The 25,875-nt window shown below is 68.4% G+C and carries 22 protein-coding genes; 11 read left to right on the top strand and 11 right to left on the bottom strand.

The window, feature by feature from the left end; genetic code table 11:
- Nucleotides 1-193 precede the first annotated feature (193 nt).
- The 5 genes from sucD (at nt 194) to AC1DMS_RS21035 (ending at nt 5,486) form a co-directional block, all read left to right on the top strand.
- Nucleotides 194-1,093 carry a succinate--CoA ligase subunit alpha gene (sucD, locus tag AC1DMS_RS21055; protein WP_478181733.1) on the top strand — a complete coding sequence of 300 codons (900 nt, stop codon included), beginning with the start codon at nt 194-196 and terminating at the stop codon, nt 1,091-1,093.
- A 40-nt stretch (nt 1,094-1,133) separates the two neighbouring features.
- A complete protein-coding gene (locus AC1DMS_RS21050; RefSeq protein WP_478181732.1) occupies nt 1,134-1,919 on the top strand; it encodes a fumarylacetoacetate hydrolase family protein in 786 nt (261 codons plus the stop codon).
- A gap of 42 nt (nt 1,920-1,961) precedes the next feature.
- Nucleotides 1,962-2,975 carry a 2-dehydropantoate 2-reductase gene (locus tag AC1DMS_RS21045; RefSeq protein WP_478181731.1) on the top strand — a complete coding sequence of 338 codons (1,014 nt, stop codon included), beginning with the start codon at nt 1,962-1,964 and terminating at the stop codon, nt 2,973-2,975.
- A gap of 79 nt (nt 2,976-3,054) precedes the next feature.
- On the top strand, nt 3,055-4,470 hold the full coding sequence (pyk, locus tag AC1DMS_RS21040; RefSeq protein WP_478181771.1) for a pyruvate kinase: 1,416 nt from the start codon (nt 3,055-3,057) through the stop codon (nt 4,468-4,470).
- A gap of 68 nt (nt 4,471-4,538) precedes the next feature.
- Nucleotides 4,539-5,486, top strand: a complete 948-nt coding sequence (locus tag AC1DMS_RS21035) for a LysR family transcriptional regulator (RefSeq protein ID WP_027730510.1) — start codon at nt 4,539-4,541, stop codon at nt 5,484-5,486.
- 42 nt (nt 5,487-5,528) lie between these two features.
- Here AC1DMS_RS21035 and AC1DMS_RS21030 read toward each other — a convergent pair whose 3' ends face one another.
- Nucleotides 5,529-5,693 (bottom strand): hypothetical protein, encoded by a 165-nt coding sequence (locus AC1DMS_RS21030; RefSeq protein ID WP_307595826.1) that lies wholly within the window; start codon nt 5,691-5,693, stop codon nt 5,529-5,531.
- Between the two features lie 515 nt (nt 5,694-6,208).
- Between AC1DMS_RS21030 and oxlT the strand changes: the two genes are divergently transcribed.
- Nucleotides 6,209-7,492 carry an oxalate/formate MFS antiporter gene (gene oxlT, locus AC1DMS_RS21025; protein ID WP_370880718.1) on the top strand — a complete coding sequence of 428 codons (1,284 nt, stop codon included), beginning with the start codon at nt 6,209-6,211 and terminating at the stop codon, nt 7,490-7,492.
- Nucleotides 7,493-7,540: 48 nt separating this feature from the next.
- Here oxlT and AC1DMS_RS21020 read toward each other — a convergent pair whose 3' ends face one another.
- Nucleotides 7,541-7,777, bottom strand: coding sequence for a hypothetical protein (locus tag AC1DMS_RS21020; protein WP_027730511.1), 237 nt, complete (start codon nt 7,775-7,777; stop codon nt 7,541-7,543).
- Between the two features lie 114 nt (nt 7,778-7,891).
- On the opposite strand from AC1DMS_RS21020, the gene AC1DMS_RS21015 reads away from it, so the two are divergent.
- On the top strand, nt 7,892-8,758 hold the full coding sequence (locus tag AC1DMS_RS21015; RefSeq protein WP_015867243.1) for a LysR family transcriptional regulator: 867 nt from the start codon (nt 7,892-7,894) through the stop codon (nt 8,756-8,758).
- On the opposite strand, the gene AC1DMS_RS21010 is transcribed toward AC1DMS_RS21015, so the two are convergent.
- The 6 genes from AC1DMS_RS21010 to AC1DMS_RS20985 all read right to left on the bottom strand — a co-directional run bounded on the left by AC1DMS_RS21010 (nt 8,755) and on the right by AC1DMS_RS20985 (nt 17,920).
- On the bottom strand, nt 8,755-9,024 hold the full coding sequence (locus tag AC1DMS_RS21010) for a hypothetical protein (RefSeq protein WP_244883698.1): 270 nt from the start codon (nt 9,022-9,024) through the stop codon (nt 8,755-8,757). The two genes, AC1DMS_RS21015 and AC1DMS_RS21010, sit on opposite strands and share 4 nt — an antisense overlap.
- A 109-nt stretch (nt 9,025-9,133) precedes the next feature.
- Nucleotides 9,134-13,219: a translocation/assembly module TamB domain-containing protein gene (locus AC1DMS_RS21005; protein ID WP_478181730.1), complete on the bottom strand. Its 4,086-nt coding sequence runs from the start codon at nt 13,217-13,219 to the stop codon at nt 9,134-9,136.
- A gap of 14 nt (nt 13,220-13,233) precedes the next feature.
- Complete coding sequence (locus tag AC1DMS_RS21000) at nt 13,234-15,165, bottom strand: autotransporter assembly complex protein TamA (RefSeq protein ID WP_478181729.1); 1,932 nt, start codon at nt 15,163-15,165, stop codon at nt 13,234-13,236.
- Between the two features lie 71 nt (nt 15,166-15,236).
- A complete protein-coding gene (locus AC1DMS_RS20995) occupies nt 15,237-16,424 on the bottom strand; it encodes a vWA domain-containing protein (RefSeq protein WP_015867239.1) in 1,188 nt (395 codons plus the stop codon).
- Between the two features lie 25 nt (nt 16,425-16,449).
- Entirely contained in the window at nt 16,450-17,046 is a 597-nt protein-coding gene (locus AC1DMS_RS20990; RefSeq protein ID WP_027730514.1) for a GNAT family N-acetyltransferase, read from the bottom strand.
- Nucleotides 17,047-17,065: 19 nt separating this feature from the next.
- The gene (locus AC1DMS_RS20985; protein WP_015867237.1) at nt 17,066-17,920 is read right to left on the bottom strand and encodes an AAA family ATPase; all 855 of its coding nucleotides are present in this window, start codon (nt 17,918-17,920) and stop codon (nt 17,066-17,068) included.
- Nucleotides 17,921-18,082: 162 nt separating this feature from the next.
- On the opposite strand from AC1DMS_RS20985, the gene AC1DMS_RS20980 reads away from it, so the two are divergent.
- The gene (locus AC1DMS_RS20980; RefSeq protein WP_412511852.1) at nt 18,083-18,775 is read left to right on the top strand and encodes a c-type cytochrome; all 693 of its coding nucleotides are present in this window, start codon (nt 18,083-18,085) and stop codon (nt 18,773-18,775) included.
- 73 nt (nt 18,776-18,848) lie between these two features.
- On the opposite strand, the gene pcaG is transcribed toward AC1DMS_RS20980, so the two are convergent.
- Nucleotides 18,849-19,457 (bottom strand): protocatechuate 3,4-dioxygenase subunit alpha, encoded by a 609-nt coding sequence (pcaG, locus tag AC1DMS_RS20975; RefSeq protein WP_027730515.1) that lies wholly within the window; start codon nt 19,455-19,457, stop codon nt 18,849-18,851.
- A 20-nt stretch (nt 19,458-19,477) separates the two neighbouring features.
- Nucleotides 19,478-20,194, bottom strand: a complete 717-nt coding sequence (gene pcaH, locus AC1DMS_RS20970; RefSeq protein WP_018906847.1) for a protocatechuate 3,4-dioxygenase subunit beta — start codon at nt 20,192-20,194, stop codon at nt 19,478-19,480.
- 107 nt (nt 20,195-20,301) lie between these two features.
- Between pcaH and AC1DMS_RS20965 the strand changes: the two genes are divergently transcribed.
- The gene (locus tag AC1DMS_RS20965; protein ID WP_027730516.1) at nt 20,302-21,288 is read left to right on the top strand and encodes a LysR substrate-binding domain-containing protein; all 987 of its coding nucleotides are present in this window, start codon (nt 20,302-20,304) and stop codon (nt 21,286-21,288) included.
- Here the strand turns inward: AC1DMS_RS20965 and AC1DMS_RS20960 are convergent.
- On the bottom strand, nt 21,285-21,719 hold the full coding sequence (locus AC1DMS_RS20960) for a DUF1841 family protein (protein ID WP_018906845.1): 435 nt from the start codon (nt 21,717-21,719) through the stop codon (nt 21,285-21,287). The genes AC1DMS_RS20965 and AC1DMS_RS20960 overlap by 4 nt on opposite strands.
- A gap of 286 nt (nt 21,720-22,005) precedes the next feature.
- On the opposite strand from AC1DMS_RS20960, the gene AC1DMS_RS20955 reads away from it, so the two are divergent.
- Nucleotides 22,006-25,248 (top strand): hypothetical protein, encoded by a 3,243-nt coding sequence (locus tag AC1DMS_RS20955; protein WP_478181728.1) that lies wholly within the window; start codon nt 22,006-22,008, stop codon nt 25,246-25,248.
- Between the two features lie 83 nt (nt 25,249-25,331).
- Nucleotides 25,332-25,841 (top strand): OmpA family protein, encoded by a 510-nt coding sequence (locus AC1DMS_RS20950; protein ID WP_478181727.1) that lies wholly within the window; start codon nt 25,332-25,334, stop codon nt 25,839-25,841.
- Nucleotides 25,842-25,875 lie beyond the last annotated feature (34 nt).

Here is a 25,875-nt window from a genome sequence, read left to right as displayed (position 1 = left end):
CGTGATCGTTATGCGCAGCGGTCGTTGATCAGCGGTACGCGACGAGCGTGCCCTCGTGCACAGGGCATCGGGTGCTCCCCGCAGCGAAATAAAGGAGGAGGCGAAGCCGGGGGACATTCGCGGAGGGGAGTACCCGGTGGCCTGTGCACGCGTCCCGAACAAGAACAACGGCGCCAAGAAAAGCGAGGCTGAAATGTCGATCCTCATCAACAAGAACACCCGCGTCATCACCCAGGGCATCACGGGAAAGACCGGCCAGTTCCACACCGCCATGTGCCGCGACTACGCCAACGGCCAGAAGTGCTTCGTCGCCGGCGTGAACCCCAACAAGGCGGGCAAGTCCTTCGACGGCATTCCGGTGTTCGGCACCGTCAAGGAAGCCAAGGCCGAGACCGGCGCCACGGTATCGGTGATCTACGTGCCGCCGCCCTTCGCGGCCGCGGCCATCGACGAAGCAGTGGATGCGGGGCTCGACCTTGTCGTGTGCATCACCGAAGGCATTCCGGTGCGCGACATGATCCGCACGCGGCACCGCATGGAAGGCAGCAAGACCCTGCTGCTCGGCCCCAACTGCCCGGGCCTCATCACGCCCGAGGAAATCAAGATCGGGATCATGCCCGGCCACATCCACCAGAAGGGCCGCATCGGCGTGGTGTCGCGCTCGGGTACCCTGACCTACGAGGCCGCGAGCCAACTCGCGAGCTTCGGCATCGGGCAGTCGACCGTGGTGGGCATCGGCGGCGATCCTGTGGGCGGGCTGCGGCACATCGACGTGATGAAGATGTTCAACGACGACCCGCGCACCGACGCTGTGATCATGGTCGGCGAGATCGGCGGCAACGACGAGGAAGTCTGCGCGCGCTGGATCAGCGAGCACATGCGAAAGCCCGTGGTCGGCTTCATCGCCGGTGCCAGCGCGCCGCCGGGCAAGCGCATGGGCCACGCGGGCGCCATCGTCTCCGGCGGCAAGGGAACCGCGCAGGAAAAGCTGGCGGTTATGAAGGAGTGCGGCATCCACGTGACCGACAACCCGGCCGAGATGGGAAAGCTGCTCGCCTCGCTGGTGATCCCCGACTACCTGCCCTTCGACTGAACACAGAACCACTCCAACAGAAACCAAAGGAAGGCGCGACATGCAGCAGCAACAGCAACAACAGCAACGATGGGTCCGTTTCGAACACGGCGGCGAAGCGGGCTTCGGCACGCTCGAAGGCGATGCCGTGCACGAGCACCGCGGCAACATGTTCGAGCGCCCGGAGCCGACCGGCCGCGTGTTCCTGCTCTCGGGCGTGCGGCTGCTCACGCCCACCGAGCCGAGCAAGGTCATCGCGCTGTGGAACAACTTCCACGCGCTCGGCGAGAAGCTCAAGCTGGCGGTACCGGCCGAGCCGCTCTACCTGCTGAAGGCACCCAACTCCTACCTTGCGCCCGGCGCGGCCATCCGCAAGCCCCTGTGCGACGGCAAGGTGGTGTTCGAGGGCGAGCTCGGCATCGTCATCGGCAAGGCCTGCACGGCCGTCGCCGAGGCGGATGCGCTCGGCCATGTGTTCGGCTACACCTGCGCCAACGACGTGACGGTGGCCGACATACTGAACCGCGACGCCTCGTTCGCCCAATGGGTGCGGGCCAAGGGCTTCGACACCTTCTGCCCGATGGGGCCGGTGGTGGCCACAGGCCTCGATCCCGCCACGCTCACCGTCACCACGCTGCTCGACGGCGAGGTGCGCCAGAACTACCCGATCAGCGACATGCGCTTTTCGGTCCAGCAACTCGTGAGCCTGATCTCCCAGGACATGACCCTGTACCCCGGTGACGTGATCCTGTGCGGCACCTCCATCGGCGTCGGCTCGATGAAGCCCGGCAGCCTGGTCGAAGTGGAGATCGGCGGCATCGGCAGGCTCGGCAACCGCTTCGGCTGAGGCCGACTTGCGCCGGAAGAATCAACAACCTTGGGGATCGACATGAAGATAGCAGTCATCGGAGCGGGTGCCATCGGCGGCCTGGTGGGCGCAAAGCTCGCCCTGGCCGGCGAGGACGTGACGTTCATCGTGCGCGGGAAGAATCTCGACGCCATCGCCACCAACGGCTTCAAGCTCATCGGCGCCGATGGCGTGGAACAGGTGGCGCGCAACGTCAAGGCCACCGACCGCTACGACCGGGCAGGACCGCAGGACATCGTGATCCTCGCGATGAAGGCGCACCAGGTCGAGGCCGTGGCCAGCGACGTGCCCAAGCTGTTCGGGCCCAAGACGGTGGTGGTGACGATGCAGAACGGCATCCCGTTCTGGTACTTCCACAACCACGGCGGCGCGCTCGCGGGCACGCCGGTGCGCAGCGTCGACCCGAGCGGCCTGGTGGCCGCGAAGATCCCGGCCGAGCGCGTCATCGGCTGCGTGGTGTATCCCGCCTCCGAGCTCACGGCGCCGGGCGTGGTGAAGCACATCGAAGGCGACCGCTTCCCGGTGGGGGAACTCGACGGCTCCTCGAGCGAGCGCGTGAACCGCGTCGCGGCCTGCCTGGGCGCGGCCGGCTTCAAGGCGCCGGTGCTCGACAACATCCGCGCCGAGATCTGGCTCAAGCTCTGGGGCAACCTGACCTTCAATCCGATCAGCAGCCTTTCGCATTCGACGCTGGTCGACATCTGCCAATACCCGCCATCGCGCGAGCTGGCCGCCGCGATGATGCGCGAAGCGCAGGCGGTGGCGCACAAGCTGGGCATCGAGTTCCGCGTGACGCTCGACAAGCGCATTGCGGGTGCCGAGAAAGTCGGCAAGCACAAGACCTCGATGCTGCAGGACGTGGAAGCCGGGCGCGCGCCCGAGATCGATGCGCTGGTGGGCGCCGTGGTCGAGTTGGCCCGGCTCACCGACACGCCAACGCCGCACATCGACACCGTGTATTCGCTCGTCAAGCTGCTGGCGCGTACGATGGAAGAACAGCGCGGCCGGGTTTGCCTTCACGAGATGGCGGGCTAGCTCCACTCAGGCTGCGCAATCTTGGCGGCGAGGGTGCACTGGTCGTGCGCTGTGACCAATCAATGAAATGGAACGAATGATGCGACGTACACGCAGCGCGAAGATCGTGGCCACGCTGGGGCCAGCCACCAGCGACGAACCGGCCATTCGTGCCCTGTTCGAGCGCGGCGTGGACGTGTTCCGGCTCAACTTCAGCCATGGCACGCAGCAAGACCATGCGCGCCGCCTCGACACCATCCGGCGGCTCGAGAAAGAGTTCGGCCGGCCGATCGGCGTGCTGCTCGACCTGCAGGGGCCGAAGCTGCGGCTGGGCACCTTCGAAGGCGGCCGCGCGCAGCTCGACGCGGGTTCGCGCTTTCGGCTCGACATGGACGCCGCGAGCGGCAATGCGCGCCGCGCGCCGCTGCTGCATCCGGAGATCTTCGCGGCGCTGCAGGTGGGCACCGATCTGCTGCTCGACGACGGCAAGCTGCGGCTGCGCGTGGACAGCTTCGGCCCCGACTTTGCCGAGACCACGGTGCTGGTCGGCGGCCCGATCTCCGACCGCAAGGGCGTCAACGTGCCGAGCGTGGTGCTGCCGATCTCGCCGCTCACGCCCAAGGACCTGGACGACCTGGCCTGCGGCCTTGCCATGGGCGTGGACTGGGTGGCGCTGTCCTTCGTGCAGCGTCCCGAGGACATCGAGGAGGCGCGCGCCATCATCGGCAAGCGCGCCTGGATCATGGCCAAGCTCGAGAAGCCCGCGGCCATCGACCACCTGGACGCGATCGTCGACCTGTGCGACGGCGTCATGGTGGCGCGCGGCGACCTCGGCGTGGAGCTGCCGCCCGAGCGCGTGCCCGAGCTGCAGCGCCTGATCGTGCGCGCCTGCCGCAAGCGCGGCAAGCCGGTGGTGGTGGCCACGCAGATGCTCGAATCGATGATTGCCGCGCCGGTGCCCACGCGCGCCGAGGTGTCCGACGTGGCCACCGCCGTGTACGACGGCGTGGACGCGGTGATGCTGTCGGCCGAATCGGCCTCCGGAAAATATCCGCTGGAGGCCGTGGCCATGATGGACCGCATCATCTCGCGCGTGGAGGCCGATGCGTCCTACCGCATCGGCATCGACGCCACGCACGAGGCCTCGCTCTCGACCACGGCTGATGCGGTGTGCGCGTCGATGCGCCAGGTGGCCGCGCTGCTGGCGCCCGCCGCCACCGTCACCTACACCTCGTCGGGCTTCACCAGCCTGCGCGCCGCGCGCGAGCGGCCGGCCGTGCCCATCATCAGCCTCACGCCCGACGTGGCCACGGCGCGCCGCATGGCGATGGTGTGGGGCGTGCACGCGGTGCTGGTCGACGACGTGCACGACGTGGCCGAGATGATCGAGTGCGCCTGCCGCAACGCCTGCACCGAGGGCTTCGCGAGCAGCGGCCGCGACGTGGTGGTGGTTGCGGGCCTGCCGTTCGGGCTTTCGGGAACCACCAACCTGCTGCACGTCGCGCGCATACCCTAGGCGGTTCACGCGAGCGGACTCAGGCGCAGTACGATGCCCGCTCGATTGCAGCAGCCACCTTTTTCCGAATGAAGCACGCGACCCTGCGCCAGTTGAAAGTCTTCGAGGCGGTGGCGCGGCTGCTGAGCTTTTCGCGCGCGGCGGAGGAGCTTCACCTGACGCAGCCGGCCGTTTCCACGCAGGTGCGCAAGCTCGAGGAACACGCGGGCAATGCACTGTTCGAGCAGTTCGGCAAGAAGATCTACCTGACGCCGGCCGGCACCGAGCTGCTGCAGATCAGCCGCGCGATCATCCAGCAGTTCGAGGCGGCCGAGAACGCGATGCTCCAGTTCAACGGCGTCTCGGGCGGCAAGCTCAACGTGGGCGTGATCAGCGCGGGCGACTACTTCTTTCCGCGCCTCCTGGTGGAGTTTGCGAGCCGGCACCGCGGCGTCACGCTGAACTTCACGGTGCACAACCGCGAAGGGCTCATGACCCACATCGCCGAGAACCTCACCGACCTGGCGATCATGGTGCGCCCGCCGACCGACCTGGACACCGTCAACCAGCCGTTCGCGCCGCATCCCTACGTGATCGTCGCGGCACCCAGCCATCCGCTGGTGGGCGTGCCGCGCATCCCGCTCGCGCGGCTCATGCGCGAGCCCTTCGTGGTGCGCGAGAAGGCCTCCGACACCTGGCATTCGATGGAGGAGGGCTTCGGCGGCGACCTGCGCGGCATCAACATCGCGATGGAGATCCGCAGCACCGAGACCATCAAGCAGGCCGTGATCGCGGGCATGGGCGTGAGCTTCGTGTCGGCCCACACCATCAGCCAGGAGCTGCGCGCCGGCAGCCTGCGCGTGCTCGACGTCGAGGGCTTTCCGCTGATGCTCAACTGGTACGTGGTGCACCGGCGCAGCAAGCGGCTGCCGCCGGTGGCGCAGGCCTTCAAGGACTTCCTGCTGGCCGACGGACCCGCGCTCATTTCGCAGATCGTGCCGTTCGGAAGCCCCAACGAAAAAGAGCGCGGCGAATAACTCGCGCGCGCTCTTCGATGAGAGTGAATGGGCTGCTGCGGCTCAACGCTGCACGGCCGCCGAACGGCGCTGCATCAGCGCGGCGCGTGCGGCCTTGTAGAAGATCACGATGGGCATGGCGGCGAACAGCTCGCGCATCGCATTGTTGGCGGTCGACGACGAGGCGGGTGTGCGGAAGGCGCTGGAATTCAGGGTGGTGTGGCTCATGAGAGGCTCCAGGAAGATTGAATCGAAAAGACTGAAGGGATTACCCTTGATTTTAGGGTTTACCCTAGACGAGCGCAAACGCGATTTTCGCGTTTCTTGACCTAGGTCAATTTTTTCGAACGCAAACGGGTCTTGCATGCGCGGGCTCCTGCAGCGCCTCGCGGGGCCTTCCGGCAGGCGCGCAACGCGCATCGGCACGCACCCAACACCCCTTCGCGAACCATCGAAACTTCGAACCCGCTAGGGATACCACGGGGGTCTCGCGAGAGCGCGATTCGTATGAACTTGACTGCGGTCAAGAGTTTTTGGGTCGCTCGGTCCGACAGTCATTCACGCGCAGAAACTGGCGATCCCACTGCCGTGTAGCGATGTCAAAAAAAGCCTCGTCGCCTGTCGATGCGCATCGATCGCTCGACTGATTGCTCCGTATTCGCAGCCTGTCGGAATTCAACGAAAACACTTAGGACAACTCCATGACCCGGCCCACCTCCACGATCGCAGGTTCCAATCCTGCGATGTATTCCCCATCCGAAACCTACGGCACCGGCGCGACCCGTTCCGAGGCCTACCGATGGGGCCAGCTGCTGATCGGCATCGTCTGCATGGCGATGATCGCCAACCTGCAATACGGCTGGACGCTGTTCGTCAATCCGATCGCGGAGAAGCACGGCTGGAGCCGCGCCGCCATCCAGGTGGCCTTCACCATCTTCGTGCTCACGGAAACATGGCTCGTGCCGATCGAAGGCTACCTCGTCGACCGCTTCGGCCCGCGGCCGGTGGTGCTGGTGGGCGGCATCCTGTGCGGCCTTGGCTGGGTGATCAACTCGGTGGCTTCCACGCTGCCGCTGCTCTACATTGCGGCGGCCATCGGAGGCATCGGCGCGGGCGCGGTGTACGGCACCTGCGTGGGCAATGCGCTCAAGTGGTTTCCCGACCGGCGCGGCCTTGCGGCCGGCATGACGGCCGCGGGCTTCGGCGCGGGCTCGGCGCTCACCATCATCCCTATCTCCGCGATGATCCGCACCAGCGGCTACGAGGCGGCGTTCCTGTATTTTGGGATCGGGCAGGGACTCATCGTGTTCCTGCTCGCATGGATGCTGACCCGCGCGCCCCACCACGCGAAGGCATCGAACAGCCGCAACGTGCAGCAGGCGGGCCGCGACTACGCGCCCTCCGAGGTGCTGCGTTCGCCCGTCTTCTGGGTGATGTACGCGATGTTCGTGATGGTGGCCGCGGGCGGCCTCATGGCCACCGCCCAGCTCGCGCCGATCGCGCAGGACTTCAAGATCATGGACGTGCCCGTCAACATCATGGGCCTGGTGCTGCCCGCGCTGACCTTCGCGCTGGCGATCGACCGCGTGCTCAACGGACTCACGCGGCCCTTCTTCGGCTGGGTGTCCGACAAGATCGGGCGCGAGCAGACGATGTTCATTGCGTTCGCGCTCGAGTCGGTGGGCATCCTGATGCTCTATCACTACGGCCACAACCCGATCCTCTTCGTGGTGCTCACCGGCATCGTGTTCTTTGCCTGGGGCGAGATCTACAGCCTCTTTCCTTCGACCTGCGCCGACACCTTCGGCTCCAGGTACGCGGCGTCCAACGCCGGCATGCTCTACACCGCCAAGGGCACGGCCTCGCTGCTGGTGCCGCTGTCCAGCGTGCTTGCGGCAGCCACCGGCAGCTGGCAGGCCGTCTTCATTGCCGCGAGCGCGGTCAATGCGGCTGCGGCGCTGCTGGCCTGGTTCGTGTTGCGGCCGATGCGGCGCAAGCACATCGAACAGAGCCGGCTTTCTTCGTAGTCTGTTCATGGTTCGCGCGGCAGGCCGGCAGGCGCGCCGCACGCCGCCTCAGCGCAAGCCGATGCGCGAGGCGCGCGAGCGCAGCAGCTCGGCCTGCGCCGGATCCGTCGGCTCGATGTCGTCCGCCGCAACCTGCAGCGCGCGCATCTGCTCCACCTCGCCGATGATCTTGTTCGGGCTCAGCAGGGCCTCGACCAGCATCAGGGTTTCGTCGAGCAGCCCCTTGAAGGCGTCGGCAAGGCTTTCGGCGGCACCGGCATGGAATGGTTCGCGAACGGTGGACATCGATCAACTCCTGGTTGCTTGGGATGCCTTCATCTTGGGCCCGCGTTCACATCAAGTAAAACGATATTAATTGCCAGTTGAGTGCAAAATTTATGCACTCAAACCGGATGCGGCATGGACATCAACCTGGCCCGGACTTTCCTCGAGATCGTGGACACGCGCAGCTTCCAGCGCGCCGCCGAGCGGCTGCACGTCACGCAGACTTCGGTGAGCGCGCGCGTGCGAACGCTCGAGGAGCTGCTGGGCCGACCGCTCTTCGTGCGCAACAAGGCGGGCGCGGTGCTCACCGCGGCCGGCGAGCAGTTCCTGCCGCACGCCACCATGCTGGTGCAGGTGTGGGAGCGCGCGCGCCACCAGGTGGCGGTGCCCGTCGGCAGCCGCGCGGTGCTTGCCATCGGATGCGAGATCAGCCTGTGGGATCCGCTGCTGCTGCAATGGCTGCTGTGGATGCGCACGGCCGCGCCGCAGCTGGCCATCCGCACCGAGGTCGGCTTTCCGCACGACCTGCTCGACAAGGTGGCCGCGGGCGTGCTCGACATGGCCATTGCCTACGCACCGCAGCAGCGGCCCGGCCTGCGCGTGGAACTGCTCATCGAGGAGAAGCTGGTCATGGTCACGACCGCGCAGCATCCGCGCGTGCCGCGGCCCGCGGACTATGTGTATGTGGACTGGGGCCCGGAGTTCGCGGCGCAGCACGGCCTCGCGTTTCCCGAGCTCTCCAACGCCGCGGTGAGCGCGGGGCTCGGGCCGCTCGGGCGCGAGTATCTGTTGGCCGCGGGCGGCACCGGCTACTTCCGGCACGACGTGGTGCGCAGCCACCTTGAGTCGGGCCGGCTGCGCCGCGTGCCAGGCACGCCGGAGTTTCTTTATCCGGCCTATGCGGTGTATGCGGTGGGAGCGGACGCGGCCATCGTCGATCCCGCGCTTGCGGGCCTCAGGCAGGTGGTCAAGGCGAAGCCGGAGGTCCAGGCGGAGGCCTAGCCGGCCAGCATGTGCCGCGCGCGCTCCACGCGCTCTTCATGCGACTGCAGCAGCGACTCGTAGTACAGGCACAGCGGCATGGCAACGAACACCATGCCCGCCACGTAGACGATCAGGCCCATCAGCGGAAAGTCGTCGCCTCCCCAGTAGGGAAGGGACGCCACCGCGGCGCCAGCTGCAATGACTGCAATCACGCACTGCAGCGCGTGGCGCAAGAACGTGGTTCGCGAGTAGCCCGGCGGGTCGTACTTCTGACGGTCCAGCATGGAACACTCGCCCTTGTCTCCTTCACCGTGCATCGTCGTTCCTTGTTAGAAGGGCGTTAACGATTTTTAACCCTGCGAATTACCGCGGTCAAGGCGGCAGACCCGCAGCTCAGTCGTACTTGAGCGTGTAGATCAGGTCGAGCCCGCTGGTCTGGCCGGCCTGTCCGCGCAGCGTGAGGCGCTGCGTCAGGTCGTAGAAGATGAAGATGGTGCCGAAGGTGCCGCCCAGGCTGCGTTCGTAGGTGAGATAGAAATCCTTCGACAGCCGCTTGCCGAGCGTGACCGCCGATTCGCGCAGGTCGCCGCCGCTGCCCGGGCCCTTGAAGCCGAGTTCGTCCAGGCCGAAGCGGCTGGCCAGGCTGCCGCCGCTCGTGCCCTTGCTGACGTGGCCGATCAGTGCCAGCGCCGCCTGCTGCAGCAGCGCCGATTCGCCGCCGCTGGTGGCCGAGGCGCGGCCGAGCACCACCCACGAGAGCGTCTCCGCATCGGACAGCGCGGGCTCCGAATAGAGCTTGACGCGCGGCGACTGCGCGGTGCCCGTGATCTGCACGCCGGCGCGCTGCGAGATGTTGGGCCGGATCGCCAGGATGTCGAGCGCGGGATTGTCGAAGGGCCCGTTGAAGCGGGCCACGCCGGTTTCCACGTCGAGCTGCTGGCCGTAGGCGCGGTACTGGCCCTTCACGGTCTTCACCTCGCCGGTGATGCGCGGCGGCGCATCGAGGCGGGTGCTGCGGATCTCCAGGTCGCCCTCGAGCCGCGTGGTGATGCCGCGTCCCTGCACCGCGAAGTCGTCGCCCAGGTCGAAGTTCACCACGATGTCGGGCGGCTTCGCGGTCTGCGGCCTGGCGGCCTGCGCCTCGTTGCGCGCGGCGTCGCGCTGGGCCTGCTCGGCCAGCTCGCGGTCCTTGGCGGCGGAGCGCACCACCACGTCGGTGCCCAGGCTCGGCGCGGTCTCGTCGGGCAGGATGATCACCGCGCGGTCGGTCCTGAGCTTGCCGCGCACGCTGAACTGGCCGCTGTCGAGCCGTGCCTGCAGGTTGCCCGAGAGCGTGAGCTGCCGGTCGGTGCGCACCAGCACGCGCAGCGCGCGCAGGTCGGCCTGCAGCGCCATGCGGATACCCGTGCCCGAGGCGCCGGCCGCGCCCCAGGCCATGTCGCCGCGCGCCGAGAGCGAGCCGCCGTCGCTCGTGGCCTGGCTGGCCGCGGTGCTGCGGTTGCCGCTCTGGCCGCTGATGCGCACCGTGCTGCCGGCGCCGCCCTTGAGCGTGAATTCGGTGATCTCGATGCGCTCTCCGGTGAGCGTGGCGCGCAGCCGGCCGTCGCGCAGGTCGAGCCCTTCGACCGGCGCGCGCAGCGCGAGCTTGTCGGCGCCCAGCGTGCCGTTCCAGCGCGGCGCTGCGCGGTTGCCCGAGAGCGCGGCATCGGCGTCCAGCGTGCCCGCCACGCGCCAGCCGGGCGGCGCGAGCATCGACCACACGCCAAGGTTGGGCAGCGTGGCCTTGATGTTGCCGGCCAGCGGCGCATCGGGCGCCCATTGCCAGCCGCCCGCGCGCTGCTGCATGCGCGTGTTGAGCTCTGCACCGATCTTGCCCGCGCGTTCGCTGTCCCAGGCCAGCGTGGCGCGCACGGCCTCGCCCTGCGCATCGAGCCGCAGTTCGGCCTGGCGCAGGCCGGCCGGCGTGCTGGGCGCGGTGCCCTGCGCGGTGGCGGAATTCATCGTGCGCTCGCTGGCCGTGCCGGTGCCGCGGCTCGTGATGCGCGTGACCAGCGCGGCCTCGCCCGCCTGCACGCGGATGTCGCCGCTCTGGCGTGCGATCCGCGCATGGGCGCGCAGGGTGTCGCCGGCATCGATGTCCCAGTCGCCGTCGAACACGAGGTCGCCGCTCACGCCGATCTCGTTGAAGGTGGCGCTGGCGCCGAAGGCCTCGGCCCAGGCCATCGGAAGGCCCTGCAGCTTGCCCTTGGACTGCAGGCGGAAGGCCTGGTCGGGCGCCGCGCCGCTCCGGGTGAAGCGCAGCGGCTGCCACTCGATGCGCACGGTGCCGGGTGCGGGGCCGCGCAAGGTGGCGGCAGCGGCCGAGGCTTCGAGATCGAGCCGGCTGCTGCTGCCGCTTCCGCTGGTCTTGAGGGTGGCGGTGAGCTCGCGGCCGAGCTCCAGCGTCCAGGGCGCGCTGGCGGTGGCGGGCTTCGCGCTGTCCTGGGCCTGCAGGCGCAGGCTGGCGAGCGCTGCGCGCCATTGGTTGGGCCCTGCAAGGCCGCCGCTCGCGCGCGCATCGAGCGTGAGCTTCTGCGTGCCGGTGCTGGCTTCGCTCTGCAGCGCGAGCGTGGCCTGCGCCAGGCTGCCGGCAAGCTCCGCTTGCAGGCCCTTGAGCTGGACGGTGGAGGCCGCTGCGTTGCCATTGCCCTCGGCAGCCGGCATGCGCAGCTCCAGGCGCGGCACGCCGAGCACGGCCTTGAGGCTGGGCTCCGCAATGCCGCGCTGGGCCGGCGCATTGGGGTTCTCGAGCCGGCGCTGGATCGTCTGCCAGCCGCCCTGCCAGCTGGCGTCGAGCTGCGCGGAGCCCTTGGCGGACTTGCCCGCGAACAGCTTCGACATCTGGGGCAGGCCTTCGATCCAGCGCTGCACGGCCTCGGCGTCGTCGATGCGCGCCTTGATCTCGCCGGCCCCCTGCGCCGGCGCGATGCGGCCTTCGAGCTGCGCGCCACCGCCCGGCAGCGTGAGGTCGAGCTTGCCGCTCGCGGCCTGCTCGGCCACGCGCACCTGCAACCGGCCTCCGATGCTGGCGCGCTCGGCTTCGACGCGCAGCGTGCGCAGGTCCAGCACCTGGTTCTTCCACTGCCCTTGGGCGAGCACGCGGTCGAGGCCCAAGCCCGGCATGGCCGCGCTGCCGGCACCGCCCTGGGCCCGCAGCGCAAGGTCGAAGCCGATGGTGTCCTCGCGCTGCTGCGCCGTGGCCGTGCCGTTGATCGGCGCGCCCGACAGCTCGCTGTGCAGCAGGCTGGGCCGCACGCCGCGCACGGTGGCGCGCGCCTGCCACGGCGCGGGCGCGGGGCTCCAGCGGCCTTCGGCGTCGATGCGGCCGCCGCCGGCGCGCAGCGTGGCTTCGGGAATCGTCCAGCTGGTGCCGTCGAAGCCCACGCGCGCCTCGACCTGTTCGAGCGGCAGCGCGCCCTTGTCCCAGGGCCCGGGCAGCGCATTGCGGATGCTGGCCGAGGCCTGCCAGGCAGCGGGGCCGGTGGCCGCGTCGGGCCGCAGTTCGACCGTGCCGGTCAGGCGGGTGCGCGGTGCGCCGGGCCAGAGGCTGGCCGCATCGACGTTGCGCAGGTCGGCCTTGGCATCGATGACGGGCTGCGGCAGCCAGGGCGCGACGTTTGCTTGCAGCTTCGCTTCCATGGGGGCTTCGGCATCGGGCTCTGCCGGCTTCAGTTCGGCACCCACCTGCAGCCGCGCGCCGGTGCCGGCGAGCGTGCCCTTGATGGCGGCTTGGGCCAGCACCTCGATGCTGCGGTCTTCGGCCAGCGGTGCCTTCACGCGGCCGTCCAGCGTGGCGTCGAGCGCCATCGGCGCGGGCCCTTGCAGCTTGACGCGCGCGCTGTAGTGGCCGTCGGCAATGTCGACGCCCTTGACCTCCAGCCGATGCTCCGCGCCGGTGTAGCGGTAGCTGCCCGCGAGCCCATTGGCCTGGAGCGCGGGCGGGCCGGTCCAGCGCAGCTCGTCGATGCGGAACGGCAGCTCGACCTCGATCGGCAGCGCGAGCTGTTCGAGCGGCTCGGTGGGCGTGTCGCTCGGCGGACCGCGGCGTTCGATGAGCAGGCGCGCCGCATGCACTTCGCCGAGCTGCAGCTTGCGCTGGAACAGCGGCGCGAGCTGCCAGCCGACGCTTGCCTCCTGCACCTCGACTGCCAGCTTGTCGCTTTGCCAGCGCAGCCAGCCGATGCGCCCGCCGGTGCGCAGCGAGCCCGTGACCTCGCGGCTTTCGAGCGTCTGGCCGGCGGGCAAATAGCGCGCGGCCTTGGCGAGCGCGAAGGCCAGCGACTGGTTGGAGCCGATCCACCACCACGCGGCCGCGCCGACCACGAGCACCAGCGCAAGCAGGCCCGCGAACATCCAGCCCAGCGCACGCAGCGCGCGCCGCGTGCGCGAGCGCCGTGCGCGTGCCGGTAGCGTGGACTGGGGTTCGGCGTCGGTCTGCATCGATGCGTGCGCGTTCAGAAAGTGAAGCCCAGGCGAAAGTGCAGGCGGAACTTGCGCGTGTCCACGCCGTAGGCAAGGTCGGCCTGTACCGGCCCGACCGGGCTGCGCCAGCGCGCGCCCACGCCCACGCCGACCTTCGGCTTGAGCTCGCCGGGCTTGTCGGCCACGGCGCCGGCGTCGGCGAACACCACGCTCTCCCATTCGGTGAGCTTGTCCTTGTAGACGAAGGGCCGCTGCCATTCGACGCTCACCACGCCCAGGTAGCGGCCTGCCACGATCTGGCCGTCGCTGCGCACGGTGCCGATCTGGCGGTAGCTGTAGCCGCGCACGGTGGTGTCGCCGCCGGTGAGGAACATCAGCGTGGAGGGAATCTGCGCGCTGTCCTTGGCGGACACCGCACCGGCCTCGGCGCGCAGCTGCAGCCGGCTGCGGCGCGCCAGCGTGGCGGCGTCGCGGTCTTCGGCGAAGCCCAGCGGCAGCACGCCGAGCCAGCGCGCATAGGTGCGCGTGAAGGGCAGGCGCTCGCCGGTCAGCGTGTAGCCGGCGCCCAGCTCGAGCGCCAGGCCGAAGCCGCGCGTGGGCGCGGCGTTGTCGTCGAAATAGCGGCCGGTCCAGCCCCAGTTGGCGGTCACGGCCGAGGCCGAGGGCGGGGCGTTGGTGCCGCGGTTCTGCGCATAGTCGTACTGCAGGAAGTAGCTGCGGTCGATGTGGCCGCTGGACTTGCTGCGCCCGCTGCGCAGCCGGCCGCTGTCGACCACGTAGCTGCCGGAGGTTTCGCTCTTGAGCCCGGCGCCCGCGAACCAGCGCCATCCGCGGTCATCGGGAATGGCGTTCCACTCGGTGCCCAGCGACTTGATGTCGCGGTCCACCGACAGCCGCGACACGGCACGCCAGCCGAGCAGCGGCAGCCGGTTGTGGATGTGGTCCACCGACAGCCGCGGGCCGTTGTCGGTGGTGAAGCCGGCGCCCAGCACCACCTTCTGCATCGGCGCTTCGCGCAGCTGCGCAATCACGGGGGCGGCCAGCGGCGTGCCGCTTTCGGTGTCGAGCGTGAGGAACACCGAGTCGTAGTAACCGCTGCTGGCCAGGCGCTGCTGCGCGTCGAGCAGCTTCTGCTGGTCGTAGTCGGTGCCGGTGGGAAGCTGCGCGATGCGGCGCGCGCCGTCGGCGTCGTAGCGCTCGGTGCCGCGCAGCACGAGCGGGCCGAAGCGGTAGGCCGGGCCCGACTGGTAGGTGACGCTGAGGCGGGCCTCGTGCCGGTCGGCATCGACCTCGGCGCGGCTCACTTCGACGCTGCCGGTGGGAAAGCGCCTGGCCGTGAGGCTGCGCAATGCAATGGTCTTGGCGTTGTCCCAGCCCTGCTGCGTGAAGGGCTGGCCCGGGCGCAGCGTCCAGCCGGTGCGGATCGAATCGCGCTGGGCCTCGGCCGTGGGGTCGTTTGCAATGGCGCCGCCGTAGCTGATCTGCACGTTGCTCACGCGCGTGAGTTCGCCCGGCTCCACCGTGATGACGATCTCGCGCGGCGCCTTGTCGCTGGCCGGCGTCTCGTTGAGCTCCAGCGTCAGCGTGGGCGTGAAATAGCCCAGCGTGCCGAGCAGCTCGCGCGCATTGCCTTCGGCCGCCACCATGAGCCGCGAGATCTCGGTGGCGCCCAGGTCGTCGAGCGTGCGGTAGCGCTGGATGTCCAGGTGCAGCGTGAGGTACTCGCGCACCGTGTCGGGCCCGCGCACCTCGACGGTGAAAGCGTCGCGCCGCGGCCCGCTTCGCTCGCCGTCCTTGCGGTCCGCATCGGCGGCCGCGCCGTCGCTGCGCACCAGCGCGGGGGTGGCCGTGTCCTGCGCGCTGTCCTTCTTCGGCAGCAGGCTGCATCCCTGCAAGAGCAGGACGCCGCAAAAAAGCAAGGCCGGCAACCACGCCGGCGCAATGACTGGAACCACCCTGAGCATGGGCGGATTTTGACAGCAAGGCGGGCCGGTTCCGTAAGCATCCGGAAACAGTTCCGGGCTTCGCACCGGCCTTACTTAGAAAGCATTCGCATTGCTTCTTCGAGGCCGCGCAGCGTGAGCGGGTACATGCGGTTGGACATGAGCTGCTGCATCACCGCGATGCTCTGGCGGTACTGCCACACGCCCTGCGGCTCGGGGTTGATCCAGGCGAACTTGGGGAAGGTGTGCGTGAGGCGCTGGATCCATTCGGCGCCGGCTTCCTCGTTGTTGTATTCGACGCTGCCGCCGGGCTGCAGGATCTCGTAGGGGCTCATGGTCGCGTCGCCGACGAAGATGAGCTTGTAGTCCTTGTTGTACTTGCGCAGGATGTCCCAGGTCGCGAATTTCTCGGAGAAGCGGCGCTTGTTGTTCTTCCACATGAAGTCGTAGACGCAGTTGTGGAAGTAGAAGAACTCCAGGTGCTTGAATTCGGTCTTCACGGCCGAGAACAGCTCTTCCACGCGCTGGATGTGCTCGTCCATGGTGCCGCCCACGTCCATCAGCAGCAGCACCTTGACGTTGTTGTGGCGCTCGGGCCGCATCTTGATGTCGAGGTAGCCCGCATTGGCCGCGGTCGAGTGGATGGTGTCGTCCAGGTCCAGCTCTTCCTCGTGGCCCTCGCGCGCGAACTTGCGCAGCCGCCGCAGCGCCACCTTGATGTTGCGCGTGCCGAGCTCCTGGCTGTCGTCGTAGTCTTTATAGGCGCGCTGGTCCCACACCTTCACGGCGCTCTTGTTCTTGCCCGCGCCGCCGATGCGCACGCCCTGCGGGTTGTAGCCGCCGTGGCCGAAGGGCGAGGTGCCGCCGGTGCCGATCCACTTGTTGCCGCCCTCGTGGCGCTCCTTCTGCTCCTCGAAGCGCTTCTTGAGCGTTTCCATGAGCTCGTCCCAGCCCATCTTCTCGATCTTGGCCTTTTCCTCGGCCGTGAACTCGCGCTCCAGCGTCTTGCGCAGCCAGTCGAGCGGCACTTCCTTGGTGAAGTCGGCCAGCATCTCCACGCCCTTGAAGTAGGCGGCAAAGGCGCGGTCGAACTTGTCGTAGTGCTTCTCGTCCTTGACCAGCGCGGTGCGCGAGAGATAGTAGAAGTCGTCCAGGCCGAAGGCGCCGTCGGAGTTGGGGCCCACCACGTCGGCCTGCAGCGCCTCGAGCAGCGTGAGGTATTCCTTGACCGAGACCGGCAGCTTGGCCGAGCGCAGCGTGTAGAAGAAATCGATCAGCATGGTCGGGCTTTCCTTGGGCTTCTCTTCAGCTTCGCGGCTTGTCGAGCAGGTAGAGCAGCTGGGCCTTCACCTCGGGCCACTCGCCCGCGGCAAGGCTGTACATCACGGTGTCGCGGATGGTGCCGTCGCGGCGCATCGCGTGGCCGCGGATCACGCCGTCCTTCTTGGCGCCGAGCCGCTCGATGGCGCGCTGCGAAGCAAAGTTGAAATTGTCGGTGCGCCAGCCCACCACGTTGCAGCCGAGGGTATCGAAGGCATGCGTGAGCATGAGCAGCTTGCAGGTGGTGTTGACGTGGGTGCGCTGGCAGCGCCTGGCGTACCAGGTGTAGCCGATCTCCACGCGCTTCACGGCCGGCAGGATGTCATGGAAGCTGGTGCTGCCGAGCACGGTGCCGGTTTCGGCCTCGGTGACGGCAAATGCGAAGCGGTGGCCGGCTTCGCGCCCCTGCAGCGCGGTTTCGATGTAGGCGCGGGTTTCGTGCGGCTCGGGCACCGAGGTGACGCGCAGCTTCCAGAGCTCGCCATCGGCCGCGGCGGCGCGCAAGCCCTCTTCATGATCGAGCGAGAGCGGCACCAGCGCGAGGTCGCGGGCCTTCAGCGTGACAGGTTCGACGAACGCCATTTCGCGGGCCCCGGAGCAGTTACCGGTTATTGCGCTGCATGAAGACGAGCTTCTCGAACAGGGTCACGTCCTGCTCGTTCTTGAGCAGCGCGCCCACCAGCGGCGGCACGGCGACCTTGTCGTCCTTGCTCTGCAGGGCCTCGAGCGGAATGTCCTCGGCCACCAGCAGCTTGAGCCAGTCGAGCAGCTCGGAGGTGGAGGGCTTCTTCTTGAGGCCGGGCAGGTTGCGCACGTCGTAGAAGGTCTTCATCGCGGAGGTGAGCAGCTCCTGCTTGAGGCCGGGGAAGTGCACCGCCACGATGCTCTTCATCGTTTCCGCGTCGGGGAACTTGATGTAGTGGAAGAAGCAGCGGCGCAGGAAGGCGTCGGGCAGCTCCTTCTCGTTGTTGGAGGTGATGAACACCACCGGCCGGTGCTTGGCGCGGATGAGCTCGCGCGTCTCGTAGCAGTAGAACTCCATGCGGTCGATCTCGCGCAGCAGGTCGTTCGGGAATTCGATGTCGGCCTTGTCGATCTCGTCGATGAGCAGCGCCACCGGCTGGTCGGCCGTGAAGGCCTGCCAGAGCACGCCCTTGACGATGTAGTTCTGGATGTCCTTGACGCGCTCGCCGCCGTCCACGTCCGCCAGCTGCGAGTCGCGCAGGCGGCTCACGGCGTCGTATTCATAGAGGCCCTGCTGCGCCTTGGTGGTCGACTTGATGTGCCACTGCAAAAGCGGCAGCCCGAGCGATTGCGCCACTTCCTCGGCCAGCATGGTCTTGCCGGTGCCGGGCTCGCCCTTGACGAGCAGCGGGCGCGTGAGCGTGATGGCGGCATTGACGGCCAGCATCAGGTCCTGAGTGGCGACGTAGTTGTCTGAGCCCTTGAATTTCATGAGTGAACGCGAGCAGGGTGGAGGAGGCGGGGTGGAGAAAAGAACACACTCGATTCGCTTCGTGCAGCCACTTGGACGGCTTGAAGGGGTTCCCGGAGGACCCTTGCATATAATCGAATGTTGATTCGAAAAACTGTATCTCCACGAGATTGTGCGCGCAAAATGAACAAGTTGTTGACCACGATGTTTGCCTTCGCTGTCGCTTGCGTGACGGTCTCGGCGCAAGCCCAGCAAGTCACGGGCAATGCCCAGGAGGGTGCCAAGAAGGTTGCCATGTGCGTGGGCTGCCACGGCATCATCGGCTACCAGGCCAGCTTTCCGGAGATCCACAAGGTCCCGATGATCGCAGGCCAGAGCGCCAGCTACATCACCTCGGCCCTTACCGCCTACAAGGGCGGCGACCGCAAGCACCCCACCATGCGCGCGATTGCCGACACCCTGAAGGAACAGGACATCGCCGACCTGGCCGCCTACTACAGCCAGCTGGGCCTGAAGGAAGGCGACGCGCCCCCGGCCGCGCTGGCCAAGCCCATGCCCGAGAACGTGCAGGCCCTGGTGTCGCGCGACAAGGACAACAGCTGCACCAAGTGCCACGGCGCCAACTTCAGCACGCCCAATGACGGCACGGTGCCCAAGCTGGCCGGCCAGCATGCCGACTACCTCTTCGTGGCGCTCAAGTCGTACCGCGTGAAGAACAACCTGCACCTGGGCCGCTCGAATGCGGTGATGGCGCAACAGGTCGAACCCAAGAAGTTCACCAACGCCGAACTCAAGACGCTCGCGAGCTACATCAGTTCGCTGCCCGGCGACCTCAAGACGGTGCCGGAATCGCGCATCCACCGCGCCGCCGAGTAAGCGCCCTCCCGTCCCATCAAGAAGAAAGCCCGCATCGCGCGGGCTTTCTTGTTTGCGGGGCCGGCTGCTGGTGTCAGACGTCGAAGAACACCGTCTCCTGGGGGCCCTGCATGCGGATGTCGAAGCGGTAGCTCACCGCGCCGCCTTGCTCCACGCGCTCGGCAATCAGCGTGTGGCGGCGCTCGGCCGGCACGCTGGCCAGCACGGCGTCCTTGGCGTTGGCTTCGGCCTCGTCGCTGAAATACACGCGCGTGAACGCATGCAGCAGCAGGCCGCGCATCAGCACGATCACGTTGATATGCGGGGCTTCACCCGGCGATTCGGCGCCCGGCTTCACGGTGTGGAACACGAAGCGGTTCTGCGCATCGGTGCCCGTGCCGGCGCGGCCGAAGGCGCGAAAGCCGATTTCGCGCGCCTCTTCGGGCGTCTGCGGATAGCGGCCTTCGCCGTCGGGCTGGCTGATCTCGACCAGCGCATCGCCGATGGGGTTGCCGTCGCCGTCGATCACGCGGCCTTCGAGGCGGATGCGCTCGCCGCTGGCGTTGTCCAGGGCCACCACGGCGTCGAAGGGCTGGTCGAAGTCGTAGCCGTACTGCGCGGCGGTGAGGCCGTAGGCGAAGTAGGGGCCCACGGTCTGGGAGGGGGTCTGGCCGAAGTCGGCTTCCTGTGCGGTCATCAACATGGTGTGTGTCTCCTTCTTGCTCAGCGGTTTTCGAACGGCGTTTCGTCGGCGCCGCGCAGCACGATGTCGAACTGGTAGCCCAGCGCGTAGCCTTCCTCGGTGATGTCGAGGCTGAAGTCGGCGATCAGCCGGTTGCGGTAGCGCTCGGGCGTGCCGGTGACCATGGGGTCGTACTGCAGCAGCGGATCGCCGGGGAAGTACATCTGCGTGACCAGGCGGCTCGCAAAGCTCTGGCCGAACAGCGACATATGGATGTGCTGCGGGCGCCAGGCGTTGGGGTGGTTGCCCCAGGGATAGGCGCCGGGCTTGATGGTGAGGAAGCGGTAGCGGCCCTCGCTGTCGGTCAGGCAGCGGCCCGCGCCCAGGAAGTTGGGGTCGAGCGGCGCGTCGTGCTGGTCGACCTTGTGCACGTAGCGGCCGGAGGCGTTGGCCTGCCAGAGCTCGACCAGCGTGTTGGCCACGGGGCGGCGGCGCTCGTCGAGCACCTGGCCGGTGAGGATCATGCGTTCGCCCAGCGGCTCGCCGTTCTTGCGCGCATTGCGCGTCAGGTCGTGGTCGAGCTCGCCGATGCTGTCGTGGCCGTACACCGGCTGCTGCAGCTCGCCGAGCGAGGCCTTCAGCGGCACCAGGGGCTTCTGCGGGCCGCGCTTCGCGGTCGACTTGTAGCCGGGGTAGATGTACGAGGGGTGGGCTTCCCAATCGCGGGGGGTGAGGGTGGCCGGGGTTTTCGTCAACATGCCGTTGTCTCCTGTCGTGGGACGAATCGAATTTGGAAGCTGAACTTTAGAAGCCGCGTTCGATGATGTAAATTGAAGATTGGTCTGTTTTACATAACCATAAGTAATTGAAAACTCCCGCCGATCTTCGCCAGGACTTTGTGCGCAACGTGCAGCTGCGCCACCTGCGCTGCCTTGTCGCGGTGGCGCAGGAGCGCCATCTCGCGCGCGCCGCCGAGCGGCTGTCGCTGAGCCAGCCGGCGGTGTCCAAGACGCTGTCCGAGCTGGAGGCCATCGTCGGGGCGCGCCTGGTCGAGCGCGGCAATGCCGGGCGGCGCGGGGTGCAGGGGCTCGCGCCGGCCGGCGAGCAGCTGCTGGCCCATGCGCTGCGCGTGCTCGAGGCCATCGACGCCAGCGCGCAGGCGGTGGCGCCGGCCTCGGGCGAGCGCGTGGAGCGGCTGCGCATCGGCGCGCTGCCGAGCGTGGCGCCGGCGCTGCTGCCGGCGGCGCTCGCGCGCTTTCGCGAGCGCTGGCCGTCGGTGCAGGTGGTGGTGAAGAGCGCGGCCAACCCGGTGCTGCTCGACGAGCTGCGCGCCGGCGAGCTCGACCTGGTGGCCGGCCGCATGAGCGATCCGCGTCTGATGGGCGGGCTCAGCTTCGAGCTGCTCTACACCGAGCCGCTGGTGTTTGCCGTGCGCCCCGGCCATCCGCTGGCGGGCCGGTCGACCCGGGCGGTGTCGGTGCAGGCGGTGCTCGGCTTTCCGCTCGTGGTGTATGGCGAGGGCACCATCCCGCGCCACAACACCGAAAGCTTCCTGTCGGCGCGCGGCCTGGCGCTTCCGCCCCACGCGCTGCAGACGCTCGACGTTGCGGTGGCGCGCGGCCTGGTGGCGGTGTCCGACGCGGTCTGGATCACCCCGCTGGGCGCCGCGCGCGGCGAGCTGGCCGACCAGCGGCTGGTGCGCCTGCGCATCGAAACCGCCGGCACCGATGAGCCCGTGGGCCTGCTGCTGCGCAGCGACGCCGAGCCCTCGGCGCTGCGCAGCGCCATGGCCGCGCTGCTGCGCGAGGGAGCGAAGCAGCAGGGCGCGCTGCCTTCCCGGAAGGCCGGCTAGTCCTTGGTTGCGCGGCGCTGCACGCAGGCGACGTAGCCATCGCCGTCGGGCGGCCGGCCGGCGCGCTGGCTCTCCCACATCATCTGGCCGAGGCATTCCATGGCCTCGTGATGCGCATCGAGCAGCGAGCCGCGGCGGGCGGCCAGCAGTTCGACGGCCTGGCGGATGCCGCGCGGCTGGTCGATGGAGCATTGCTCGCTGATCGAAAGGTGCATCGACAGGTGCAGGAACGGGTTCTCGCGGCCGTTCGAGCCGTCGTACACGCGCGCCACGGCCGCATCGGCGTCGGCCAGGTCCTCGTGGTATTCGGGGTGGGCGTCGATCCATCCCGCGGCAATCGTCTCGAGCGCTTCCATCGGCAAGCCTTGGCGGTGCTTGGCGTACACGTCGCAAAAGAAGCGGCGCACGTCTTCCTGGGAGGGATTGAACATATCTGTATGGAGAAGCTGGAAAGGAAAAAGAGGGAAGGGGAAAACCGCGCGCCGGCAGCCCGGAATGCGCCCGATGTTCCGGTAGCGGGACGTTACGCCGTAACGTAACGAATGGTCAAAACAGCGTCAAAAGCGCTGTTCCGGCCGACAGCGCGGGCACCCGTTTTCAGAAAAATATCCATAAGAATCAATAACTTGCGTTCTTGGTGAACCGGTGGCTCAAAAGAGTTGGCAGCACGGCACGCTAGTTGCCCCTGTAGATGCATCTTTTGTCACAGAGGCTGTCATGAACGCACCACAAGCACCGACCCATTCGACCGAAGGACTTGCCGCCAGTGGCGTTGCTCCTGTGGTCATCGCCCAAGCCACCAGCACACCGCTCGGCGCTCCCGCCGCGATGAGCTCGTCGGCACCTGCCGCTGCCGCGGCGCCCTCGAGCATTGGCACATTGTCCAATGCTACGCCGGGCGTCGCGGTGATGCGCGAGGGTGTCCGCATTCCGGTGGACGGCAACCAGACCCTGATCGCGGGTGACCGCGTGATCGTTCCCGAAGGCGGGCAGGCCAACGTCCTGTTCCCCGGCTCGGCCACCAACAAGGCGCCGCTGGCCGGCGTCTTCACCGGCGGCACCGACGCCACCATCGGCTCGACCAAGCTGCCCGGCGGCCTCGAACAAGTGAATGTGGACGTCGCCTCGGGCGACCTGCAGGTGACCCCGCCCGACAGCGACGCCGACGCGGCCGCACTGGCCGTCACCAAGAAGGTCGCGGCCGGCAGCGGCCTGGGCCTCGGCGAATTCGCGCTCGGCGCGCTGGGCGCCGTTGCGCTCGGTGCCGCGCTGGGCGGCGGTGGCGGTGACGACGGTGGAACGATCCCGTTCTTCGCCGGCAGCGGCGGTGGTGGTGGCGGTGAGAGCGATGCGGATGCTGATTCCGATGCGGATGCTGACGCGGATGCCGACGGCGATGCGGATGCCGACGCGGATGCTGATGCTGATGCTGATGCCGATGCCGATGCCGATGCCGATGCCGATGCCGATGCGGACGCTGACGCTGACGCTGACGCTGACGCGGATGCCGACGCCGACGCCGACGCCGACGCCGATGCAGACGCTGACGCTGACGCTGATGCCGATGCCGATGCCGATGCCGATGCCGACGCGGATGCCGACGCCGACGCCGACGCCGATGCAGACGCAGACGGCGACAGCCTGCTCGATCCGGGCGACGGCGCAGCCGGCGGCCTGGTCGGTTCGATCGGCGACACCGCGGGTCTCGGCGACTCGCTCGACCCGGTGCTGGGCGTGGTCGACGGCGTGAGCGACGTGGTCGACGACGTGCTGGCCCCGGTGCTCGGTTCCGAGTTCTCCCAGAACGATCCCAACCAGCTCGATCCGGCGGACGATTTCGTCGAGACCGTGGCCGATGGCGTGGGCGGCGTGGCCAGCCCGATCGTCGACGGCCTGCTCGGCGAAGGCGCCACGGGTGCGCTGGTCGACCAGCTGGTCAAGCAGGTCGACTACGTCACCGACGCGCTGCAGAACGGCCTGGACAACCTGGTGGGCGATGAAGGCATCCTGAGCGGCCTCACCGGCAGCCTCGGCCTGGACGGCGCGCTCGACGGCCTCGTGGGCGAGGATGGCGTGGTCGGCAACGTGGTGGACGGCCTGCTCGGCCAGGACAGCCTCCTCGGCGAGCTCGTCGGCGAAGACGGCCTGGTGGGCGGCCTGCTCGGCGAGAACGGCACGCTTGGCGGCCTGATCGGAGAAGGCAGTGCCGTCGGCAGCCTGCTGGACAACGTGATCGGCGACGACGGCATCGTCGGCGGCCTGCTGGGCGAGGACGGCGCCCTTGGCGGCGTGGTCGGCGGCGTACTGGGCGAAGAGGGCCTGCTGGGCGGCCTGATCGGCGCGGGCAGCCCCGTGGGCAGCCTGCTCGGCGGCGACGGCGTGGTGGGCGGCCTGCTTGGCGGTGACGGCGCGCTGTCCAGCCTGCTGGGCAGCGAAGGCCTCACCGGCGGCCTGCTGGGCCAGGACGGCGTGGTCGACAACCTCCTGGGCGACGGCGGCGCCGTGAGCGGCCTGCTCGAAGACAGCCCGCTGGGTGGCTTGCTCGGCGGCGAAGACGGCCTGCTCGGCGGCGTGACCGATGGCGTGCTGGGTGAGGGCGGCCTGCTGGGCGGCGTGCTCGGCGATGACGGCGTGGTCGGCGGCCTGCTCGGCGAAGACGGCTTGCTCGGCAGCGGCGGCGCCATCGGCAGCCTCCTCGCAGAAGACGGCCTGCTCGGCGGCGTGCTCGGCGAGGACGGCCTGGTCGACAACCTGCTGGGCGACGGCGGCCTGCTGGGCGGTGTGCTCGGCGAAGACGGCCTGGTCGGCAACCTCCTCGGTGGTGATCTCCTGGGTGGTGACTTGCTCGGCGGCGACCTGCTCGGCGGCGTGCTGGGCGAGGACGGCCTTGTCGGCAACCTGCTCGGCGGCGATCTCCTGGGCGGTGACTTGCTCGGCGGCGACCTGCTCGGCGGCGTTCTCGGTGAAGACGGCCTTGTCGGCAATCTGCTCGGTGGCGACCTCTTGGGTGGCGATCTGCTCGGTGGTGACCTGCTGGGCGGCGTGCTGGGCGAGGACGGCCTCGTCGGCAACCTGCTCGGCGGTGACCTCCTGGGCGGTGATCTGCTCGGCGGCGACCTGCTCGGTGGCGTGCTGGGTGAAGACGGCCTCGTCGGCAACCTGCTCGGTGGTGACCTCCTGGGCGGCGATCTGCTCGGCGGTGACCTGCTCAGCGGCGTCCTCGGCGACAACGGCCTTGTCGACAACCTGCTCGGCGGTGACCTCTTGGGTGGTGACTTGCTCGGTGGCGACCTGCTCGGCGGTGTGCTCGGCGAAGACGGCCTGGTCGGCAACCTGCTTGGTGGTGACCTCCTGGGTGGCGACTTGCTCGGCGGTGACCTGCTGGGCGGCGTGCTCGGCCAGGACGGCGTTGTCGGCAGCGTGCTCGGCGGCGACCTCCTGGGCGGCGTGCTCGGCCAGGACGGTGTTGTCGGCAGCGTGCTCGGCGGCGACCTCCTGGGTGGCGACTTGCTTGGTGGTGACCTGCTGGGCGGCGTGCTCGGCGAAGACGGCATCGTCGGCGGCCTGCTCGGCGGCGATCTGCTTGGCAACGACGGCCTGGTCGGCAGCGTGCTCGGCAGCGATGGCCTGCTGGGCGGCGTGCTGGGCGGCGGCAACAGCCCGGTGGCCAACATCCTGGAGCCGGTGCTCGAGACGGCAAGCACGGCCGGTGCGGCGCTCGAACCGGTGGTTGCCACGGCATCCACGGTGGCAGCGCCGGTGACCGACATCCTGGCCGGCGCAGCCCCGACGGTCGCTCCGGTGGTCGATACCGTCGCCAGCGTGGTCGACACGGTGGAGCATGCCGCGCCGATCGTGACCGACGTGGTCACCCCGATCACCAGCCTGGTGGACCAGGCCGCCGGCACCGGCAGCGTTCTGACCCCGGTGGCGAACATCCTGCACGGCCTGCTGGGTTAAGGAACAAGAGCAGTAGAGGAGAAGGAAGAAAAACAACGCACCAGGGCCAGGCCGCCGCGGCCTGGCCCGCGAAAGGAATCGATATGAAGAACAGCAGCAGCAGCAGCTACCGGATACTGGCCATCGTCGCCCTCGCAGCAAGCCTTGCCGCTTGCGGAACCGCCGCCACGAGCGGACGCGAGGACGCCACCTACTACTACTCGAACAAGGCAGCCCCGGTGGCGAAGGTGGAACCACCCCCGCCCGCGCCGGTGCAGAACGGCCCCGCACTGAAGATCGTGTACTTCGACTTCGACAAATACGACGTCAAGCCGCAATACCGCAACGTGGTGGAAGCGCATGCGAGCTACCTGCGCAATCGTCCCGCCAGCAAGGTGGTGATCGAGGGCCACACCGACTTGCGCGGCGGCCGCGAATACAACCTTGCGCTGGGCCAGCGCCGGGCCGAATCCGTGCAGCGCGCGCTCACGCAGCTTGGCGTGCCGGGCGAACGCATCGAGGCCGTCAGCTGGGGTATTGAAAAACCCGCGTCGCTCGAAACCACCGAGGAGGGCCATCAGCTCAATCGCCGAGCCGAATTCAGCTACCGCTGAAACACGGAGAAACGCGATGCCTTCGATGGGAGTT

The organism is Variovorax sp. 05T418, assembly GCF_056396385.1.
This window is presented reverse-complemented; position numbering and strand designations above follow the sequence as displayed.

Coding starts and splice junctions, on each gene's coding strand:
- sucD (WP_478181733.1), top strand. CDS start 194: ATGTCGATCCTCATCAACAAGAACACCCGCGTCATCACCCAGGGCATC.
- AC1DMS_RS21050 (WP_478181732.1), top strand. CDS start 1,134: ATGCAGCAGCAACAGCAACAACAGCAACGATGGGTCCGTTTCGAACAC.
- AC1DMS_RS21045 (WP_478181731.1), top strand. CDS start 1,962: ATGAAGATAGCAGTCATCGGAGCGGGTGCCATCGGCGGCCTGGTGGGC.
- pyk (WP_478181771.1), top strand. CDS start 3,055: ATGCGACGTACACGCAGCGCGAAGATCGTGGCCACGCTGGGGCCAGCC.
- AC1DMS_RS21035 (WP_027730510.1), top strand. CDS start 4,539: ATGAAGCACGCGACCCTGCGCCAGTTGAAAGTCTTCGAGGCGGTGGCG.
- AC1DMS_RS21030 (WP_307595826.1), bottom strand. CDS start 5,693: ATGAGCCACACCACCCTGAATTCCAGCGCCTTCCGCACACCCGCCTCG.
- oxlT (WP_370880718.1), top strand. CDS start 6,209: ATGTATTCCCCATCCGAAACCTACGGCACCGGCGCGACCCGTTCCGAG.
- AC1DMS_RS21020 (WP_027730511.1), bottom strand. CDS start 7,777: ATGTCCACCGTTCGCGAACCATTCCATGCCGGTGCCGCCGAAAGCCTT.
- AC1DMS_RS21015 (WP_015867243.1), top strand. CDS start 7,892: ATGGACATCAACCTGGCCCGGACTTTCCTCGAGATCGTGGACACGCGC.
- AC1DMS_RS21010 (WP_244883698.1), bottom strand. CDS start 9,024: ATGCTGGACCGTCAGAAGTACGACCCGCCGGGCTACTCGCGAACCACG.
- AC1DMS_RS21005 (WP_478181730.1), bottom strand. CDS start 13,219: ATGCAGACCGACGCCGAACCCCAGTCCACGCTACCGGCACGCGCACGG.
- AC1DMS_RS21000 (WP_478181729.1), bottom strand. CDS start 15,165: ATGCTCAGGGTGGTTCCAGTCATTGCGCCGGCGTGGTTGCCGGCCTTG.
- AC1DMS_RS20995 (WP_015867239.1), bottom strand. CDS start 16,424: ATGCTGATCGATTTCTTCTACACGCTGCGCTCGGCCAAGCTGCCGGTC.
- AC1DMS_RS20990 (WP_027730514.1), bottom strand. CDS start 17,046: ATGGCGTTCGTCGAACCTGTCACGCTGAAGGCCCGCGACCTCGCGCTG.
- AC1DMS_RS20985 (WP_015867237.1), bottom strand. CDS start 17,920: ATGAAATTCAAGGGCTCAGACAACTACGTCGCCACTCAGGACCTGATG.
- AC1DMS_RS20980 (WP_412511852.1), top strand. CDS start 18,083: ATGAACAAGTTGTTGACCACGATGTTTGCCTTCGCTGTCGCTTGCGTG.
- pcaG (WP_027730515.1), bottom strand. CDS start 19,457: ATGTTGATGACCGCACAGGAAGCCGACTTCGGCCAGACCCCCTCCCAG.
- pcaH (WP_018906847.1), bottom strand. CDS start 20,194: ATGTTGACGAAAACCCCGGCCACCCTCACCCCCCGCGATTGGGAAGCC.
- AC1DMS_RS20960 (WP_018906845.1), bottom strand. CDS start 21,719: ATGTTCAATCCCTCCCAGGAAGACGTGCGCCGCTTCTTTTGCGACGTG.
- AC1DMS_RS20955 (WP_478181728.1), top strand. CDS start 22,006: ATGAACGCACCACAAGCACCGACCCATTCGACCGAAGGACTTGCCGCC.
- AC1DMS_RS20950 (WP_478181727.1), top strand. CDS start 25,332: ATGAAGAACAGCAGCAGCAGCAGCTACCGGATACTGGCCATCGTCGCC.